10 protein-coding genes, 1 tRNA gene and 1 pseudogene are annotated in these 15,922 nt (G+C 69.1%); 8 read left to right on the forward strand and 4 right to left on the reverse strand.

Annotation, left to right across the window (positions count from 1 at the left end):
* Positions 1–646 precede the first annotated feature (646 nt).
* Positions 647–1,805 (reverse strand): annotated as a pseudogene (locus AB0M11_RS25525) (RHS repeat-associated core domain-containing protein); the annotation flags it as partial.
* 254 nt (positions 1,806–2,059) lie between these two features.
* Positions 2,060–4,861 carry a PKD domain-containing protein gene (locus AB0M11_RS25530; RefSeq protein ID WP_365709265.1) on the reverse strand — a complete coding sequence of 934 codons (2,802 nt, stop codon included), beginning with the start codon at positions 4,859–4,861 and terminating at the stop codon, positions 2,060–2,062.
* Between the two features lie 199 nt (positions 4,862–5,060).
* Here AB0M11_RS25530 and AB0M11_RS25535 point away from each other — a divergent pair, with 199 nt between their 5' ends.
* Positions 5,061–5,273: a hypothetical protein gene (locus tag AB0M11_RS25535; RefSeq protein WP_365709267.1), complete on the forward strand. Its 213-nt coding sequence runs from the start codon at positions 5,061–5,063 to the stop codon at positions 5,271–5,273.
* On the opposite strand, the gene AB0M11_RS25540 is transcribed toward AB0M11_RS25535, so the two are convergent.
* Entirely contained in the window at positions 5,259–5,846 is a 588-nt protein-coding gene (locus tag AB0M11_RS25540) for a TetR/AcrR family transcriptional regulator (protein WP_365709269.1), read from the reverse strand. The genes AB0M11_RS25535 and AB0M11_RS25540 overlap by 15 nt on opposite strands.
* Before the next feature lie 107 nt (positions 5,847–5,953).
* On the opposite strand from AB0M11_RS25540, the gene AB0M11_RS25545 reads away from it, so the two are divergent.
* On the forward strand, positions 5,954–6,769 hold the full coding sequence (locus AB0M11_RS25545; protein WP_365709271.1) for an oxidoreductase: 816 nt from the start codon (positions 5,954–5,956) through the stop codon (positions 6,767–6,769).
* Between the two features lie 386 nt (positions 6,770–7,155).
* On the opposite strand, the gene AB0M11_RS25550 is transcribed toward AB0M11_RS25545, so the two are convergent.
* Positions 7,156–7,239 (reverse strand) — tRNA-Leu (locus AB0M11_RS25550).
* Positions 7,240–7,647: 408 nt separating this feature from the next.
* Between AB0M11_RS25550 and AB0M11_RS25555 the strand changes: the two genes are divergently transcribed.
* From AB0M11_RS25555 to pknB, 6 genes are all read left to right on the forward strand, one after another.
* Positions 7,648–8,514: a DUF3662 and FHA domain-containing protein gene (locus AB0M11_RS25555; protein ID WP_365709273.1), complete on the forward strand. Its 867-nt coding sequence runs from the start codon at positions 7,648–7,650 to the stop codon at positions 8,512–8,514.
* Positions 8,515–8,524: 10 nt separating this feature from the next.
* Entirely contained in the window at positions 8,525–9,046 is a 522-nt protein-coding gene (locus AB0M11_RS25560) for an FHA domain-containing protein (RefSeq protein ID WP_234542294.1), read from the forward strand.
* A gap of 128 nt (positions 9,047–9,174) precedes the next feature.
* The gene (locus AB0M11_RS25565) at positions 9,175–10,710 is read left to right on the forward strand and encodes a Stp1/IreP family PP2C-type Ser/Thr phosphatase (protein WP_365709275.1); all 1,536 of its coding nucleotides are present in this window, start codon (positions 9,175–9,177) and stop codon (positions 10,708–10,710) included.
* 27 nt (positions 10,711–10,737) lie between these two features.
* Positions 10,738–12,189: an FtsW/RodA/SpoVE family cell cycle protein gene (locus tag AB0M11_RS25570; protein WP_365709278.1), complete on the forward strand. Its 1,452-nt coding sequence runs from the start codon at positions 10,738–10,740 to the stop codon at positions 12,187–12,189.
* On the forward strand, positions 12,186–13,670 hold the full coding sequence (locus tag AB0M11_RS25575; RefSeq protein WP_365709280.1) for a penicillin-binding protein 2: 1,485 nt from the start codon (positions 12,186–12,188) through the stop codon (positions 13,668–13,670). Before AB0M11_RS25570 ends, AB0M11_RS25575 begins: the two co-directional genes overlap by 4 nt.
* 169 nt (positions 13,671–13,839) lie before the next feature.
* Positions 13,840–15,834, forward strand: a complete 1,995-nt coding sequence (gene pknB / locus AB0M11_RS25580) for a Stk1 family PASTA domain-containing Ser/Thr kinase (protein ID WP_365709282.1) — start codon at positions 13,840–13,842, stop codon at positions 15,832–15,834.
* The last annotated feature ends 88 nt before the right edge of the window (positions 15,835–15,922 follow it).

Below are 15,922 nucleotides of genomic sequence, written 5' to 3' on the forward strand. Positions count from 1 at the left end.
CACCGCGGGACATGGGCCACGGCCGGCGACGCGAAAAGGCCCACCGTTTCCACGGTGGGCCTTCGCCTCTGCCTGCCTGTGGGGCACCGACGGAACTCGCCGCTCAGCCGGGTTGCCGGGTCTCCCGAAGAAGGCTTGTGCACCCAGCCGCGGCCGGTGCCGGTCCGCTATCGGGTTCTCTTCGGCCTGCGCACCACTATCGCGATGGCTGCCCCGAGGAGAATTCCGGGGACGACCAGGATGCCGAGCGACACTTTCGGCATCACGAGGTGAGCCACATAGATGCTGCTCACGCCCGCGACGGCAGCGATGACGGACCCGACACGGTCGGGTTCACGCTCCGGTGAGCGCATGTGTGCCACCCTTTTCATCCCCATCGGTAACTGCCCATTCCGGCCGCGCAGCCGAAGCCGCCGGTGACCCCGGCCAAGCCCCAGTCGACCGGCCCGGACCAGAAGCCATACGCGATGACCGGCCCAGCTCCGGCGCCGCCCCACCATGCGCACTGTCTGACGTAGTGATTGCGCGACACGCGGCCGCCCCAGCTCCGGAAAGCGTAATAGGTGACGCGCACCACGCGGTGACGTCTCCCCCAGTTACTGAGCCGACGGTGCGCTTGCCGATAGTAACGGTGCCAGTGCCACCACTTTCCGTCGAGGTCGTAGTGGTTGATCGGGTCACCGTTGCAGTAGTCGTAGGCGTTGGCGCTGCCGCCGGGGACAGGGTCGACGGACAGGAATCGTCCGGTGGCGGGGTTGTAGAGGCGCACGCCCATGAGGGTGAGGCCGGTGACGGTCTCGCTGGACCGCTGTCTGCCGCCGAGCCATCCGTAGCGGGTGGCGTTCTGGCCGGTGCGGGGGTTTCCGTACTCGTCGAAGTCGAGAACCGTGGGTGCGACCGAGGTGTCGGTGGGCAGTTGCAGGGCGGTGTCGCCGTGCAGGTCGGCCAGCTGAAGGACGGTGTCGCCGGTCTTGCTGGTGGTGGCGGAGAGGTTGCCGTCGAGGCCGTCGACACTGCGGGTCAACGCTCCGGTGGCCGTGTCTTCGACGGTCCAGCGGGGGTTGTCGCTGTCGGAGTCGTAGTGGTTGAGCTTGGACGCGGTCTGTGTCCAACTGCCGGAGGCGTTGCTCTCGGTGGTGTAACCGCGACGCCGCAGTGCTGAGTCCAGGGTCCAGGTCTGGCGCTGGTTTCCGGCGGTCTGCTGCTGGACGAGGTCGTTGGTGTAGTAGCTGATGGCCGAGCCGGGCAGGGCGGTGGTACGGCCGAAGGCGTCGTAGGTGTAGGCGCTGTTCACGAGCCGGTCGGCGGTGTCGTAGGAGTTGGACGTGGTGGTGGCTCCGCTGGTGGTGCAGTCCTGACCGACGTCGGCGGCGGAGGTGGCCAGGCTCTTGCGGTTGGTGTTCTTGTCGAACGTGTAGGTGCGGGTGGTGCAGATCGCGTCCGGCGTCGTGTCCTGCGCCTGGGTCAGGCGTCCGGCCTGGTCATAGGCGTAGACCTGGGAGGCGGTGACCCCGGGGGTGCCGGTGTGGGTGGCCCACTGCCCGTGGACGGTGGCGGTGATGCTGTCGGAGAGCAGGACGGTGCCGTCGCTGTCACGGGTGTAGGTGCGACTGCTGGCGGTGCCGTCGGGGTCCTGGTCCTCGACCATGGTGTAGCCGCCGGGCAGGGTCTGCTTGTTCAGTTCGCCATCGGCGTCGTAGCGCGCCGAAGGTGCCGGCTACGGAGTCGGTCATCGACGTGGCGAGTCCGCGGGGGTCGATAGCGGTGTCGTAGGTGTAGGTGGTGGTCGACGGCACGTCGATCGTGATCGATTCCCACGGCGCAGGTGGGTACAGGCCTGGATCACGGCCAGGGACTGCTGCGGAAGTGGGTAGTGAGACTCTCCTGGGTACGGAGCTGGATGAGCCTTCAATGTTCGGTCCGCCCCGGCCGGGCGGTCCTTCGCCAATCCGGCGACATCACGCGGGCCACTGCCGTGGACACTCGACAACTACGACGCCGAGATGCGTACATCCAACGAGTAATCCAGCAGCAAGGCGACCCGTCGGCGGTAGCGGCATCACCGGGCCACGTACGCGCCGTACTGGTCAGCGAGGACGTTCACGGCCGCCGAGCCGCCGTTGTAGATGTCGACGTACCCGTCCGAGCCGACCGGGGGCATGATCTCGTTCGGTGTCGTCCGCCCGGTGCCGTAGTCCACGCTCGCTGTACCCGGCCGGGTGGTTCCGTCGGCCCAGGCTGTCAGGTAGCCGCCGGTGGCGGGGCTGACGGCGGTCAGCACCAGGTCGGCGGCCGTGGCGCCGGACGACGGGATGCCGTGGATGCCGCTGAACCTGAACTTCAGCGTCTGGTGCGCCCCGAGCTTGGCGATGCGGCCACCGGTGCCGGTGCCGTTCCGGGTGTCGAGGATCCGGGTGGGCGTGGACGGCAGGTAGACCGAACCGGTGCCTGTCGCGTCGACGTAGCCGAAGACGTCGGTGACCATCTGCACGGAGCCGCTGCTGTTGTTGTGCAGCACGACCTTGCCGTCGGCGAGCGGCACGACGGTCGTGTTCGACACCGTCTGCCCCTTGGTCCAGTAGGACGTGGTGACGGCCGAGTCCGCGATGCCGTGCGAGGTGACGGTGAGCGACCCGGACGCCTGGGCGCTCGTCGTCTGGATGTCGAGGACGACGGCCGCCGCGTCCGCCGGGATGCCGTGGGTCCCGGCGACTCTGACTGTGATCGACTTCCCGGTTGTCACCGGGCTGGTGACGCCGCCCGTGCCGTTCCGTGTGTCGAGCATGCGGACGGGGGTGACGGGCACGTAGGTGTGTCCGTACTGGGCGTGGCTGAAGATCCCGGCGGTGATGACCTTCACGCTGATGGAGGCTGCGCTGCCGTTGTAGAGGTACACGTCCCCGGAGGGGCTTGTCCTGACCGTCATGCCGTTCTCGGTGGTCTGGTGTGCGGCGAAGTTCAGAGCTGAGACGGCCGGCCGTGCCGTGCCGTACGGATAGAGGGTCAGATAACCGCCCGCGGTGCCGCCGGTGACCGTGACCCTCAGGGCGGCGGCGTCGATGCCGTTCGAATCGGTGTGCAGGGTGCTGCTGGTGAGGTCGAGGAGGCCATGGGCCTTGACAGTGCCCTGGTAGTCGTACTCCGGCCGCGTCAGCGGCGTGTAGGAGTCGGCCGGCCGGAAGGTGGCGGTGGCGGTGGCGCTGCGCCCGAAGATGTCGGTCTGCGTCAGCGCCAGCGTGTAGCTGCGGAACGGCTCGTAGTCATGCCCCGAGGCTCCCGCGGTGACGGGCACGCTGCTGGATGAGCCGTCGCCCCAGGAGATCGTGCGTGAGGCGAGCTCCCAGTTGTCCGAGTGGTCGAGCGTCAGGGAGGCGGTTCCCGCGTCGACGGTGCCCTGGGCGATCTCCGGGCTCACGGCCAAGGACGTGGCCGGGGGCGTCGCCGTACCGACGGTGACCTTCACCGTCCGGGTCGCGCTGGACCCGTTGGCGTCGGTGACGGTGACCTTCTCCGCGTAGACGCCGGGGGTGGTGTACGTGTGCGTGACGGTCCCGGAGGCGCCCGTGACGGCCGGGCTGCCGTCGCCGAAGTCCACCGTGTACGTCAGCGGCAGACCCCAGGAGCCGGGCTTCGCGCTGCCCGGCGTCACCGACACGTTGAGCGGGCCGACACCGCTGGACGGCGTGGCCCCGCCGAGCGCGGAGAGGGTGTCCTGCCGCTCGAAGGCCCCGCGGTCGTACGTCGCGTGGGCGCCGGTGCCGGTGTCCGCGACGAGGGGGTCGTCGACCCGGGGCGCGCCGTTCACGTCGGTGGCCGGTTCGCCTGGCGCATCGGCGTCGGCCGAGTCGATCACCGGGGAGTTCTCGTCCGTGGCGTCCGGGTGTGCGTAGCCGACGTGGTCGAGGTCGTGGGCGCCCTGGCCGGTGGCCGCGGTGAAGGCGGCGGCCGTGGTGTAGCCGGTGCCGCCCCAGGAGTACTCGGTCCGGCCGTTGCCGGGCGCGAAGGCGTTGTAGTCGGCGGTCACGGAGGCCGCCGAGTCGGCGGCGGCGGAGAACACGGGGGCCGTCGGGGCGAGACAGACGGTGCCGTGCCCGGCGCCCGTGAAGACGTTGTTCTCCACCGTGGCGGAGGAGCCGCCGTCGATGGTGAGGGCCGGCCCGCATGCGTCGTCGAGTGTGTTGCCCGTCAGATCCGCGGTGGCGGTGCCGCTGACCGCGATCTCGGCGTACCTGCTGCCTTCGAGCTCGTTGGTCGTCACGGTGACGTCGTGCGCGCCGGACGCGACCTGGACGGCGTTCCCGTGGCTGTCGTAGATCCGGCTGCGGGAGACGGTGACGTCCGACGAGGCGCCGTCGACGGAGATCCCGTCGGTGGCCGCGGTCGCGTCCTGGGGGCCCTGCTGGGCGATGTGCAGACGGTCGAGCACCACGTCCTGCGAGCCCTTGACGTCAACGGCGTCGGTCGTGCTGTGGTCCAGCAGGAGGTAGGAGACGCGGACATCGTGCACGCCCGACAGGGTGATCGTTCCGCCCAGGGGCGGCGGCAGGATTTCGGCGGCCGGGGTGCCGATGGGGTCGGAGGTGACGCCTTGGAAGGTGATCGGCGCGGCGGAAGTGCCGGACCGGGTGATGGTCACCCTCCCGCCGTAGCGCGGGGGGCCGACGATGTCGACCGTCTGGCCCGGCACTACCACGCCGGCGGCGGCCTGCACCGAGCAGAACGGCACGTCCTGCGTGCCCGGGCCCGTGTCGCTGCACCAGTCGACGTCCTGCACGTACAACGTCCCGGGCTGCCCGGTGTCCGCCGCAGCGGCCGGCACCCCGGCCGGAGCGCTCACGACGACCAGCGTGCTCGCGGCCAAGGCGACGAAGCGTGACGAGCCCACCATTCCCCCAAAAGATCAGATGCTCTGGCGCGCAGTCTGGCACCGGCACCACAAAGAGGGGGTCTTGCGTTGCCCTTGATCCTCCATCCGTTTGAACGTGTTCGGTCAGGCCGCCCCTGGCACGGAAGACCGCTGCAGGCACCGCTCGAGTACCGCCCGCTCCATGACCTGACCCATGACGGCGTGCCGAAAGCGGGGCGGTCAGCAGTGCGACGGTGTCGTCGAGGATCTATCGGTGCCCGACTCCATGCGCCCGCCTCCGCCGCCCGCCAAAGGGGGCGATGCCAAGGCGTCTCCGGGCAAGAAGAAGACCTCGCTCAAGAGGAAGCACCTCTTCGGCTACGACGCCCACCTCATCGTGGCGAAGAGCGGGCTACCGCACAGGTGAGGCGTCGAGCAGCGCGAGGGCGTTGTGGACGCTCTGGTCGAGGACGTCGTCTGCGAGCTTGGGGTCGGCCAGGGCGCGGGAGAGCTGCAGCGTCCCGACCATCATGGCGAAGACGCTGAGCGCCTGCGCGCGTGCCGAGGGCGGGTTGTCGGGTGCCAGACGGGCTGCGATGTCGTCGATGACGGTCAGCAGGCCGTCGGTGAACGCCTGCTTGGTCGCGTCCGTGCAGCGTCCGATCTCGTCGAGCAGGGCGGCGGTGGGGCAGCCGTTCTCGGGGTCGTCGCGATGTCCGGGGGACAGGTACGCGCGGACGAACTGTTCGAGCCCGGCGCGGCCGTGCGCCAGCGTTTCAAGGCCGGCGTTCTGCATGCCCAGCTGGTCGGCGACGGCGTTCGCGACGAGGTCCTCCTTGGAGGCGAAGTGGGCGTAGAAGGCGCCGTTGGTCAGCCCCGCGTCCGCCATCAGCGTTGAGACTCCGGAACCGTCGATGCCGTCCTTCTTGAACCGGCGGCCGGCCGCTTCGATGATCCGCTGCCGCGTCGCCTGCTTGTGGTCTTTCGTGTAGCGCGCCACGCACTCCTCCTCGTCGCTCCGGCCGGGAGGCAGGCTTGCCGCCTGCCGACTCCCATCCTAGAGTAATTGCATTACGGTCATAATCCAATTGCTCAGGAGGCCCCAGCATGACCACGAACCGGCCGGTAGCACTCGTGACCGGAGCATCGTCAGGCATCGGCAAGGCGGCCGCGCTCGCGCTCGTCGACGCAGGATTCGAGGTCGTCGGAACGAGCCGCAAAGCCTCCGGGGATGCCCGCCGCGACGGCGTGACGTTCCTCGACCTCGACGTGGCCAGCGACACGTCGGTCGCCGACGCGGTCGACCGCGTGATCGAGAAGTTCGGGCGGATCGACGTCCTGGTCAACAACGCCGGCATCGGCTCCGCCGGCGCCGGCGAGGAACGCTCCCTTGCCCAGGACCAGCAGCTGTTCGACATCAACGTCTTCGGACTGATCCGCATGACCAAGGCCGTCCTGCCGCACATGCGCGCCCAAGGCCGCGGCCGGATCATCAACATCTCGTCCGTGCTCGGGTTCGTCCCTGCCCCGTACATGGCCGCCTACGCCGCGTCCAAGCACGCGGTCGAGGGCTACTCCGAGTCCATGGACCACGAGGTCCGCCAGCACGGCGTCCGCGTACTGCTCATCGAGCCCGCCGTGACCAGGACCGCGTTCGAGGACAACTCCCCGAAACCCGCCATGCCTCTGCCGGTCTACGAGCAACAGCGGCAGGTCTTCGAGCGCGTGATGGGCGCGGCGATGAAGAACGGCGACGATCCCGCCACCGTCGCCAAGGCGATCGTCGCCGCGGCAACCGACCCGAAGCCGAAGCTGCGCTACCCCGCCGGGCCGACCGCCGGACGCGTCAGCACCCTGCGCCGCCTCGTCCCCTCCCGGGCCTTCGACCGGCAGATCCGCAAGCTCAACCAGCTGCCCACCTGACCGGCACCCACCCATCCCCCAACGCCACAACCTGCGCCAGGAGCCTTCCGTGGACCTGTGCACCAGCACCGCCCTCGTCAGCGGAACCAACCGGGGCCGTGGCCGCGCCCCCGCCGACGCACCCACCACCGCCGTCCGAAAAAGGAGCCGCGGAGCTGGACCCCGACCGGTCACCTGACACCGGCGGCATAGATCAATCCGACCCCGGCGCTGCAACGCACCAAAGACAGGCCCCACCCGTGAGATAGCTCACGAGCTGGGGCCTTGGCATGTCCTGACAAGGCTGTGCGATGCCTCACAGCCGCCAGACGAGACCTGCAACGAGAAACGGGCCCCTGCCGTGACTTCCGTCACTGGCAGAGACCCGTTTCGTCGGTATCTCTCTGTGCGCGAGGGGGGAGTTGAACCCCCACGCCCTTGCGGGCACTGGAACCTGAATCCAGCGCGTCTGCCTATTCCGCCACCCGCGCATTGGGTGTGCCTTCCGGCTTCGCCCCCTTGTCCTTCCTGGGGCGGCGCCTTCCGACATCGAGAACACTAGCACGTGGGACGGGGTGGGTTCACATCCCTTGTTCCGGGGCAGCGCTCACCCGACGATCACGTACCGAGCAGTCGGCCAACACGTATCAACCTCGTACCGGTCGAGCCCATCTGTCCAGGAGACGGATCGGGTCCACAGTCAGGTGCGGGACACTGGTCATGGCCCACCTCTACGATCCATGGCAGAAGGAGCGCCGATCCCGCACGGGAGAAGCGCCCCGAGGAGTTCGAAGGGGGGCCGCTCGGGGAACCGGCTGATTGCCGGGCGCGTAGATACGATCAGTGAGCGGTAACGGCAACGGCAGGCAGTACGGGCAAGGCGACAGAGGAGGTGCCCTGTGGGAGTCCTGAAGAAGTTCGAGCAGCGTCTCGAAGGTCTGGTCAACGGCACCTTCGCGAAGGTGTTCAAGTCCGAGGTCCAGCCCGTGGAGATCGCCGGCGCGCTGCAGCGCGAGTGCGACAACAACGCGACCATCTGGAACCGGGACCGGACCGTCGTACCCAACGACTTCATCGTGGAGCTGAGCGCACCCGACTTCGAGCGGCTCAGCCCCTACTCCGGGCAGCTCGGCGACGAGCTCGCCGGAATGGTCCGCGACTACGCCAAGCAGCAGCGCTACACCTTCATGGGACCGATCAAGGTCAACCTGGAGAAGGCCGACGACCTCGACACCGGCCTGTACCGGGTGCGCAGCCGCACGCTCGCCTCCTCCAGCAACCAGCAGGGCCCCGAGCGCGCCCCCGCCGGCGGTGCCCCGCAGCGCCCCGGCGGCTACGGCCACCCGCAGCAGAGCGCCGCCCCGCCGATGCCGAGCGCCCCGCCGCCCGGCGCCCGCCCCGGCGGCTACGGCTACCCTCAACCGGCCCAGCCGACCGCCCAGCGGCCGCCCTCGGGCCCCGTCGGCGCCTCCGCGCCCGGCTCCCGCACCCGCTACTGGATCGAGATCAACGGCGCCCGCCACCAGATCTCCCGCGCGACGCTGGTGCTGGGCCGCAGCACCGAGGCCGACGTGCGGATCGACGACCCCGGCGTCTCCCGCCGGCACTGTGAGATCCGGACCGGAACGCCCTCGACGATCCAGGATCTCGGGTCCACCAACGGCATCGTGGTGGACGGGCAGCACACCACCCGCGCTACGCTCCGCGACGGCTCGCGGATCGTCGTGGGCAGCACCACCATCATTTACCGGCAAGCCGAAGGGTGAAGCGGGGGCAATGTCAGAGCTGACCCTCACGGTCATGCGGCTGGGTTTCCTGGCCGTACTGTGGCTGTTCGTGATCGTGGCCGTGCAGGTCATCCGCAGCGACCTGTTCGGTACGCGCGTCACCCAGCGCGGATCCCGTAGGGAAGAAGGACGCCGGCAGCAGCCCGCCGCCCGGCAGCAGGCCGCGCCCCCGCAGCAGCGCGGCCAGCAGCCCGCCGCAGGCGGGCGCCGCCGCAACGCCCCCACCAAGCTGGTCGTGAGCGAGGGCACCCTGACCGGGACGACCGTCGCCCTCCAGGGCCAGACCATCACCCTGGGCCGCGCCCACGACTCCACCATCGTGCTGGACGACGACTACGCCTCCAGCCGTCATGCCAGGATCTACCCGGACCGCGACGGCCAGTGGATCGTCGAGGACCTCGGCTCGACCAACGGCACCTACCTGGACCGGTCCCGGCTGACGACCCCCACGCCGATCCCGCTGGGCGCGCCGATCCGCATCGGCAAAACCGTCATCGAGCTGCGGAAGTAGTGCTACATCATGGATAGGCGCGAGCGGAGCGAGCACGCAGCGGCGGACCGGACGCCGGTCCCCGGCGCGCTCCCGACCGGAGGGTGGGCACCGTGCGGATGTACCCGGAGCCGACGGGCGAGGTGCGCATGAGTCTGTCACTGCGCTTCGCCGCCGGATCGCACAAAGGCATGATCCGGGAGGGCAACGAGGACTCCGGTTACGCCGGTCCCCGCCTGCTCGCCATCGCCGACGGCATGGGCGGCCAGGCCGCCGGCGAGGTCGCCTCCTCCGAGGTGATCTCCACCCTGGTCACGCTCGACGACGACGTACCCGGCTCCGACATCCTCACCTCCCTCGGCCACGCCGTGCAGCGCGCCAACGACCAGCTGCGCGCCATGGTGGAGGAGGACCCGCAGCTCGAAGGCATGGGGACCACCCTCACCGCCCTGCTGTGGACCGGGCAGCGGCTCGGCCTCGTCCACGTCGGCGACTCCCGCGCCTACCTGCTCCGTGACGGCGTGCTCACCCAGATCACCCAGGACCACACCTGGGTGCAGCGGCTCGTCGACGAGGGCCGGATCACCGAAGAGGAAGCCACCACCCACCCGCAGCGCTCCCTGCTCATGCGCGCGCTGGGCAGCGGCGACCACGTCGAACCGGATCTGTCGATCCGCGAGGTGCGCGCCGGCGACCGCTACCTGATCTGCTCCGACGGGCTCTCCGGCGTCGTCTCCCACCAGACCCTGGAGGAGACCCTCGCCAGCTACCAGGGGCCCCAGGAGACCGTGCAGGAGCTGATCCAGCTCGCACTGCGCGGCGGCGGCCCCGACAACATCACGGTCATCATCGCCGACGTCCTCGACCTGGACACCGGCGACACCCTCGCGGGCCAGCTCTCCGACACCCCCGTCGTGGTCGGCGCCGTCGCCGAGAACCAGAACCACCTGCACGACAACGGCTTCATGCAGACCCCGGCCGGCCGCGCCGCCAACCTCGGCCGCCAGGGCCCCCGGCACGGCGGCGGCGGCGAGTTCGGCCCCCCCGGCTCCGGAGACACCACCGGCTACGTCCCGGCCGGGAGCTTCGGCGACTACACCGACGACGACTTCGTCAAACCCCGCAGCGGGCGCAAGTGGCTGAAGAGATCCTTCTACAGCGTGCTCGCCCTCGCCGTCATCGGCGGGGGTCTGTACGGCGGCTACCGCTGGACGCAGACCCAGTACTACGTCGGTGCCAACGGCGAGCACGTCGCGCTGTACCAGGGCATCAGCCAGGACCTGGCCTGGGTGTCGCTGTCGAAGGTGGAGACCGACCACCCCGAGATCGAACTCAAGTACCTGCCGCCCTACCAGCAGAAGCAGGTCAAGGCCACCATCGCCGAGGGCGGTCTCAAGGACGCCCAGTCCAAGGTCCAGGAACTGGCCGTGCAGGCCTCCGCCTGCAAGAAGGAGTCGGAGCGCGCCGCCGCCGAGTCCAGGACCAGCTCCAAGACCGGCCAGGGCGCGGCCGGAGGCACCACGGGAACCACCAAGACCTCTCTCACGTCCAAGGCCTCGCCTAGCCCTTCGAAGTCGGCGTCCGCCACGGCGTCACCGTCCCCGTCCCCCTCAGCGACCCCCAGCCCCGGCCCCACCCTCTCGGAGGATGAGCAGAAGGTCGTCTCGCTGTGCGGTAAGCAGTAGGCAAGCCGTGAGAGGCCCCGTCACACGATGAGCAGTACTACCAACACGTCGACGAACCACACGTCCACGATCGGCTCCATCGGCACCCCGAGCCGGCGCAACACCGAGCTCGCGCTCCTGGTGTTCGCCGTCGCCATCCCGGTGTTCGCCTACGCCAACGTGGGCCTGGCCATCAACGACAAGGTCCCCGCCGGACTGCTGAGCTACGGCCTCGGCCTCGGCCTGCTGGCCGGCGTCGCCCACCTCGCCGTCCGCAAGTTCGCCCCCTACGCGGACCCGCTGCTGCTGCCGCTGGCCACCCTGCTCAACGGCCTCGGCCTGGTCGCCATCTGGCGCCTTGACCAGTCCAAGCTGCTGCAGCAGATCGGCGTGGCCGGCGGCAAGGCGACCAACCAGCTGATCTACACCGCGATGGGCATCGCCCTGTTCGTCGCCGCGCTGGTCTTCCTCAAGGACCACCGCGTCCTGCAGCGCTACACGTACATCTCGATGGCCGGCGCGCTGGTCCTGCTGCTGCTCCCCCTCGTGCCGGGCCTCGGCGCGGACCTCACCTACGGTGCCAAGATCTGGATCAAGGTCGGCAGCTTCACCATCCAGCCCGGCGAGTTCGCCAAGATCGTCCTCGCGATCTTCTTCGCCGGCTACCTGATGGTCAAGCGCGACGCGCTCGCGCTCGCCAGCCGCCGCTTCATGGGCCTGTACCTGCCGCGCGGCCGTGACCTCGGCCCGATCATCGTCGTCTGGATGCTCTCGATCCTCATCCTGGTCTTCGAGACCGACCTCGGTACGTCGCTGCTGTTCTTCGGGATGTTCGTCATCATGCTGTACGTCGCCACCGAGCGGACCAGCTGGATCGTCTTCGGTCTGCTGATGTCGGCGGCCGGCGCGGTCGGCGTGGCCAGCTTCGAGCCGCACGTGCAGACCCGTGTCCAGGCCTGGCTCAACCCGATGCGCGAGTACACGCTCAGCCGCAACGGAAGCAACGACGGAATCCTCCACTCCGAGCAGGCCATGCAGGCCCTGTGGGCCTTCGGTTCCGGCGGCACCCTCGGCACCGGCTGGGGCCAGGGCCACTCCGAGCTGATCCGCTTCGCCGCCAACTCCGACTTCATCCTCGCGACCTTCGGCGAGGAGCTGGGCCTGGCCGGCATCATGGCCATCCTGCTCGTCTACGGCCTGATCGTGGAGCGCGGTGTGCGCACCGCCCTCGCCGCCCGCGACCCGTTCGGCAAGCTGCTCGCCGTCGGCCTCTCCGGCGCCTTCGCCCTCCAGGTGTTCGTCGTCGCCGGCGGTGTGATGGGCCTCATCCCGCTGACCGGTATGACGATGCCGTTCCTCGCGTACGGCGGCTCCTCCGTGATCGCCAACTGGGCGCTCATCGGCGTGCTCATCCGCATCAGCGACACCGCCCGGCGCCCGGCCCCGGCCCCCGCCAGCAACCCCGACGCCGAGATGACCCAGGTGGTCCGTCCCTCATGAACAAGCCCCTGCGCCGGATCGCGATCTTCTGCGGCCTCCTGGTCCTCGCCCTGCTGCTGCGCGACAACTGGCTCCAGTACGTCAAGGCCGACACCCTCCGCGAGGACCCCGCCAACCGCCGCGTCACCATCGCCCGCTACTCCACCCCGCGCGGCGACATCATCGTCGACGGCAACCCGATCACCGGCTCCACGGCGTCCGGCTCCTCCGGTCTCAACGACCTGAAGTACAAGCGCACCTACAAGAACGGCCCCATGTGGTCGCCGGTCACCGGCTACGCCTCCCAGGCCTTCGGCGCCAACCAGCTGGAGAGCCTCGAGGACGGCATCCTCACCGGCAACGACGACCGGCTCTTCTTCCGCAACACCCTCGACATGATCACGGGCAAGCAGAAGCAGGGCGGCAACGTCGTCACCACCCTCAGCGCGGCCGCGCAGAAGGCCGCCTACAACGGCCTCAAGGCACAGGGCGGCAAGGGCGCGGTCGTCGCCCTGGAGCCCTCCACGGGCAAGATCCTGGCCCTCGCCTCGTACCCGTCGTACGACCCCTCCGCCTTCGCCGGCACCTCGGACACCGACGCCGAGGCCTGGAAGAAGCTGCAGAAGAAATACAACCCGAACGACCCGATGCTGAACCGGGCGCTGCGCGAGACCTACCCGCCGGGCTCCACCTTCAAGGTCGTCACCGCCGCGGCCGCCCTGGAGAACGGGCTGTACAAGTCGGCCGACCAGGCCACGGACTCCCCCCTGCCCTACGTCATGCCCGGCACCACCACCGAGCTGAAGAACGAGGGCAGCATCCCCTGCAAGAACGCGACCATGCGGATCGCGCTGCGCTACTCCTGCAACACCGTCTTCGGCAAGATCGGCGCCGACCTCGGCAACGACAAGATGCTCGCCGAGGCCAAGAAGTTCGGCTTCGACTCCGAGCAGTTCACCCCGGTCCGCTCCAGCGCCTCGGTCTTCTCCGACAACATGAACCAGTCGCAGACCGCGCTCTCCTCGATCGGCCAGTACAACACCGCCGCGACCCCGCTCCAGATGGCCATGGTCGCCTCGGCGGTCGCCAACGACGGCAAGCTGATGAAGCCGTACATGATCGACAAGCTGCAGTCGTCGAACCTGGACACCATCTCCCAGACCGACCCCGAGGAGATGAGCCAGCCGCTGTCCTCCTCCAACGCCCAGATCCTGCAGTCCATGATGGAGACGGTCGTCAAGGACGGCACCGGCAAGAACGCGCAGATCAACGGCGTCACCGTCGGCGGCAAGACCGGTACCGCCCAGCACGGCGTGGAGAACAGCGCGAACCCCTACGCCTGGTTCATCTCGTACGCCAAGCTCCCCGACGGCAGCAAGCCCGTCGCGGTCGCCGTGGTGATCGAGGACGACCAGGCCAACCGTGACGACATCTCCGGCGGCGGCCTCGCGGCCCCGATCGCGAAGAGCGTGATGGAGGCGGTCATCAACTCCAAGAAGTGACCCCGCTCACGTTCCCCTCACATCGGTGCACGTTGCGATACCGGTCCTGTATCGGGTTACGGGCTTGGCCAGGTCACACAAACACAGCCGGGTACGGTAGGCCCGGACGGCAGCCTCCGACCGCACACCCGTGCCGGTCGGGACCGACGGAGAGGGCTGGTAGGGAACTATGGAAGAGCCGCGTCGCCTCGGCGGCCGGTACGAGCTGGGCCACGTGCTCGGCCGTGGTGGCATGGCGGAGGTCTACCTCGCGCATGACACGCGGCTCGGCCGCACGGTGGCGGTGAAGACGCTGCGCGCGGACCTCGCGCGCGACCCGTCCTTCCAGGCCCGGTTCCGCCGGGAGGCCCAGTCGGCCGCCTCGCTCAACCATCCCGCGATCGTCGCGGTCTACGACACGGGCGAGGACTACATCGACGGGGTCTCGATCCCGTACATCGTCATGGAGTACGTGGACGGCTCGACGCTGCGCGAACTCCTGCACTCCGGCCGCAAGCTCCTGCCCGAGCGCGCCATGGAGATGACCATCGGCATCCTCCAGGGTCTGGAGTACGCCCACCGCAGCGGCATCGTCCACCGGGACATCAAGCCGGCGAACGTCATGCTCACGCGCAACGGCCAGGTCAAGGTCATGGACTTCGGCATCGCCCGCGCCATGGGCGACGCCGGCATGACCATGACCCAGACGGCGGCCGTCATCGGCACCGCCCAGTACCTCTCCCCGGAGCAGGCGAAGGGCGAGCAGGTCGACGCCCGCTCGGACCTCTACTCGACGGGTTGCCTCCTCTACGAGCTGCTGACGGTCCGCCCGCCCTTCGTGGGCGACAGCCCCGTCGCGGTCGCCTACCAGCACGTCCGCGAGGAACCCCAGCCCCCGTCGGTCTTCGACCCCGAGATCACCCCCGAGATGGACGCGATCGTCCTCAAGGCCCTGGTCAAGGACCCGAACTACCGGTACCAGTCGGCCGACGAGATGCGCGCCGACATCGAGGCCTGCCTCGACGGCCAGCCGGTCGCGGCCACCGCGGCCATGGGCTCCGTCGGCTACGGCGGCTACCCGGACGACATGCCGACCACGGCCCTGCGCTCCGACGCCGGCGCCACCACCATGCTCCCCCCGATGAACCCGGACGACGGCGGCTACGGCTACGACGAACGCCCGGACCGCCGCCGACAGCAGAAGAAGAACAACACCTCCACGATCCTCCTCGTGGTCGCGGGCATCCTGGTGCTGGTCGGCTCGGTGCTGATCGGCAAGTGGGTGGTCAGCGGGGGCGGCAGCGGGAACGACACGGTCAGCACGCCGAATTTCGTCGGGCAGACCAAGGCGACGGCCACCCAGATGGCCGACAACATCGGCCTGAAGCTGGCCTTCACCCAGAGCACCTGCGCCGACCAGCCCAAGGGCAGCATCTGCAAGCAGGACCCGGCCTACAAGACCGACGTCAAGAAGGACTCCACGGTCAACCTCGTGGTCTCCACGGGCGCGCCGAAGGTGGTCGTGCCGAGCGTCGTCGGCCAGAACATCGACGACGCCAAGACCACGCTCGAGGGCGACAAGTACAACTTCGTCGTCAAGACGAAGCAGCAGGTTTCCGGAGAGGACCCGGGCACCGTCCTGGAACAGAACCCGGCCCTCGGCGCGGAGGTCCAGAAGGGCTCCACGATCACCCTCACGGTCGCCAAGGCCCAGGAGAAGTCCACGGTCCCCGACGTCACCGGCCAGACCTGTGACCAGGCCAAGTCACAGATGACGGCCAACAACCTGACCGGCAACTGCACCGAGGTCGACACCTCGGACCCCAATCTGGTCGGCAAGGTCGTCTCGACCGACCCCCAGAAGGGCACGCAGGTCGACAAGAACTCCACGGTGAACATCCAGATCGGCAAGGCGCAGCAGCAGACGCCCGTACCGGGCGTCATCGGTCAGACCGTCAAGCAGGCCAAGCAGGCGCTCCAGGCGGCCGGGTTCACCAACATCCAGTTCAACGGCGACTCCAGCGACAACGCGATCGTCACCAACCAGGACCCGTCGGCCAACACCGGCGAGGACAATCCCGGCAACACGACGATCACCCTCACCACGGTGAACTTCGGCAACGGAAACAACAACGGCGGGAACAACAACGGCGGTACCAACTTCTTCGGCGGTACCTTCGGCTGACCCGCCGATCACCACGGCGGAGCCCCGGGGGGCGTACGGCCGGGGGTGGGGCGGGGGGGGCCCGGGGTGGGGCGCCCACCCCAACCCC

The organism is Streptomyces sp. NPDC051987 (assembly GCF_040680735.1).
Taxonomy (GTDB): Bacteria; Actinomycetota; Actinomycetes; order Streptomycetales; family Streptomycetaceae; genus Streptomyces.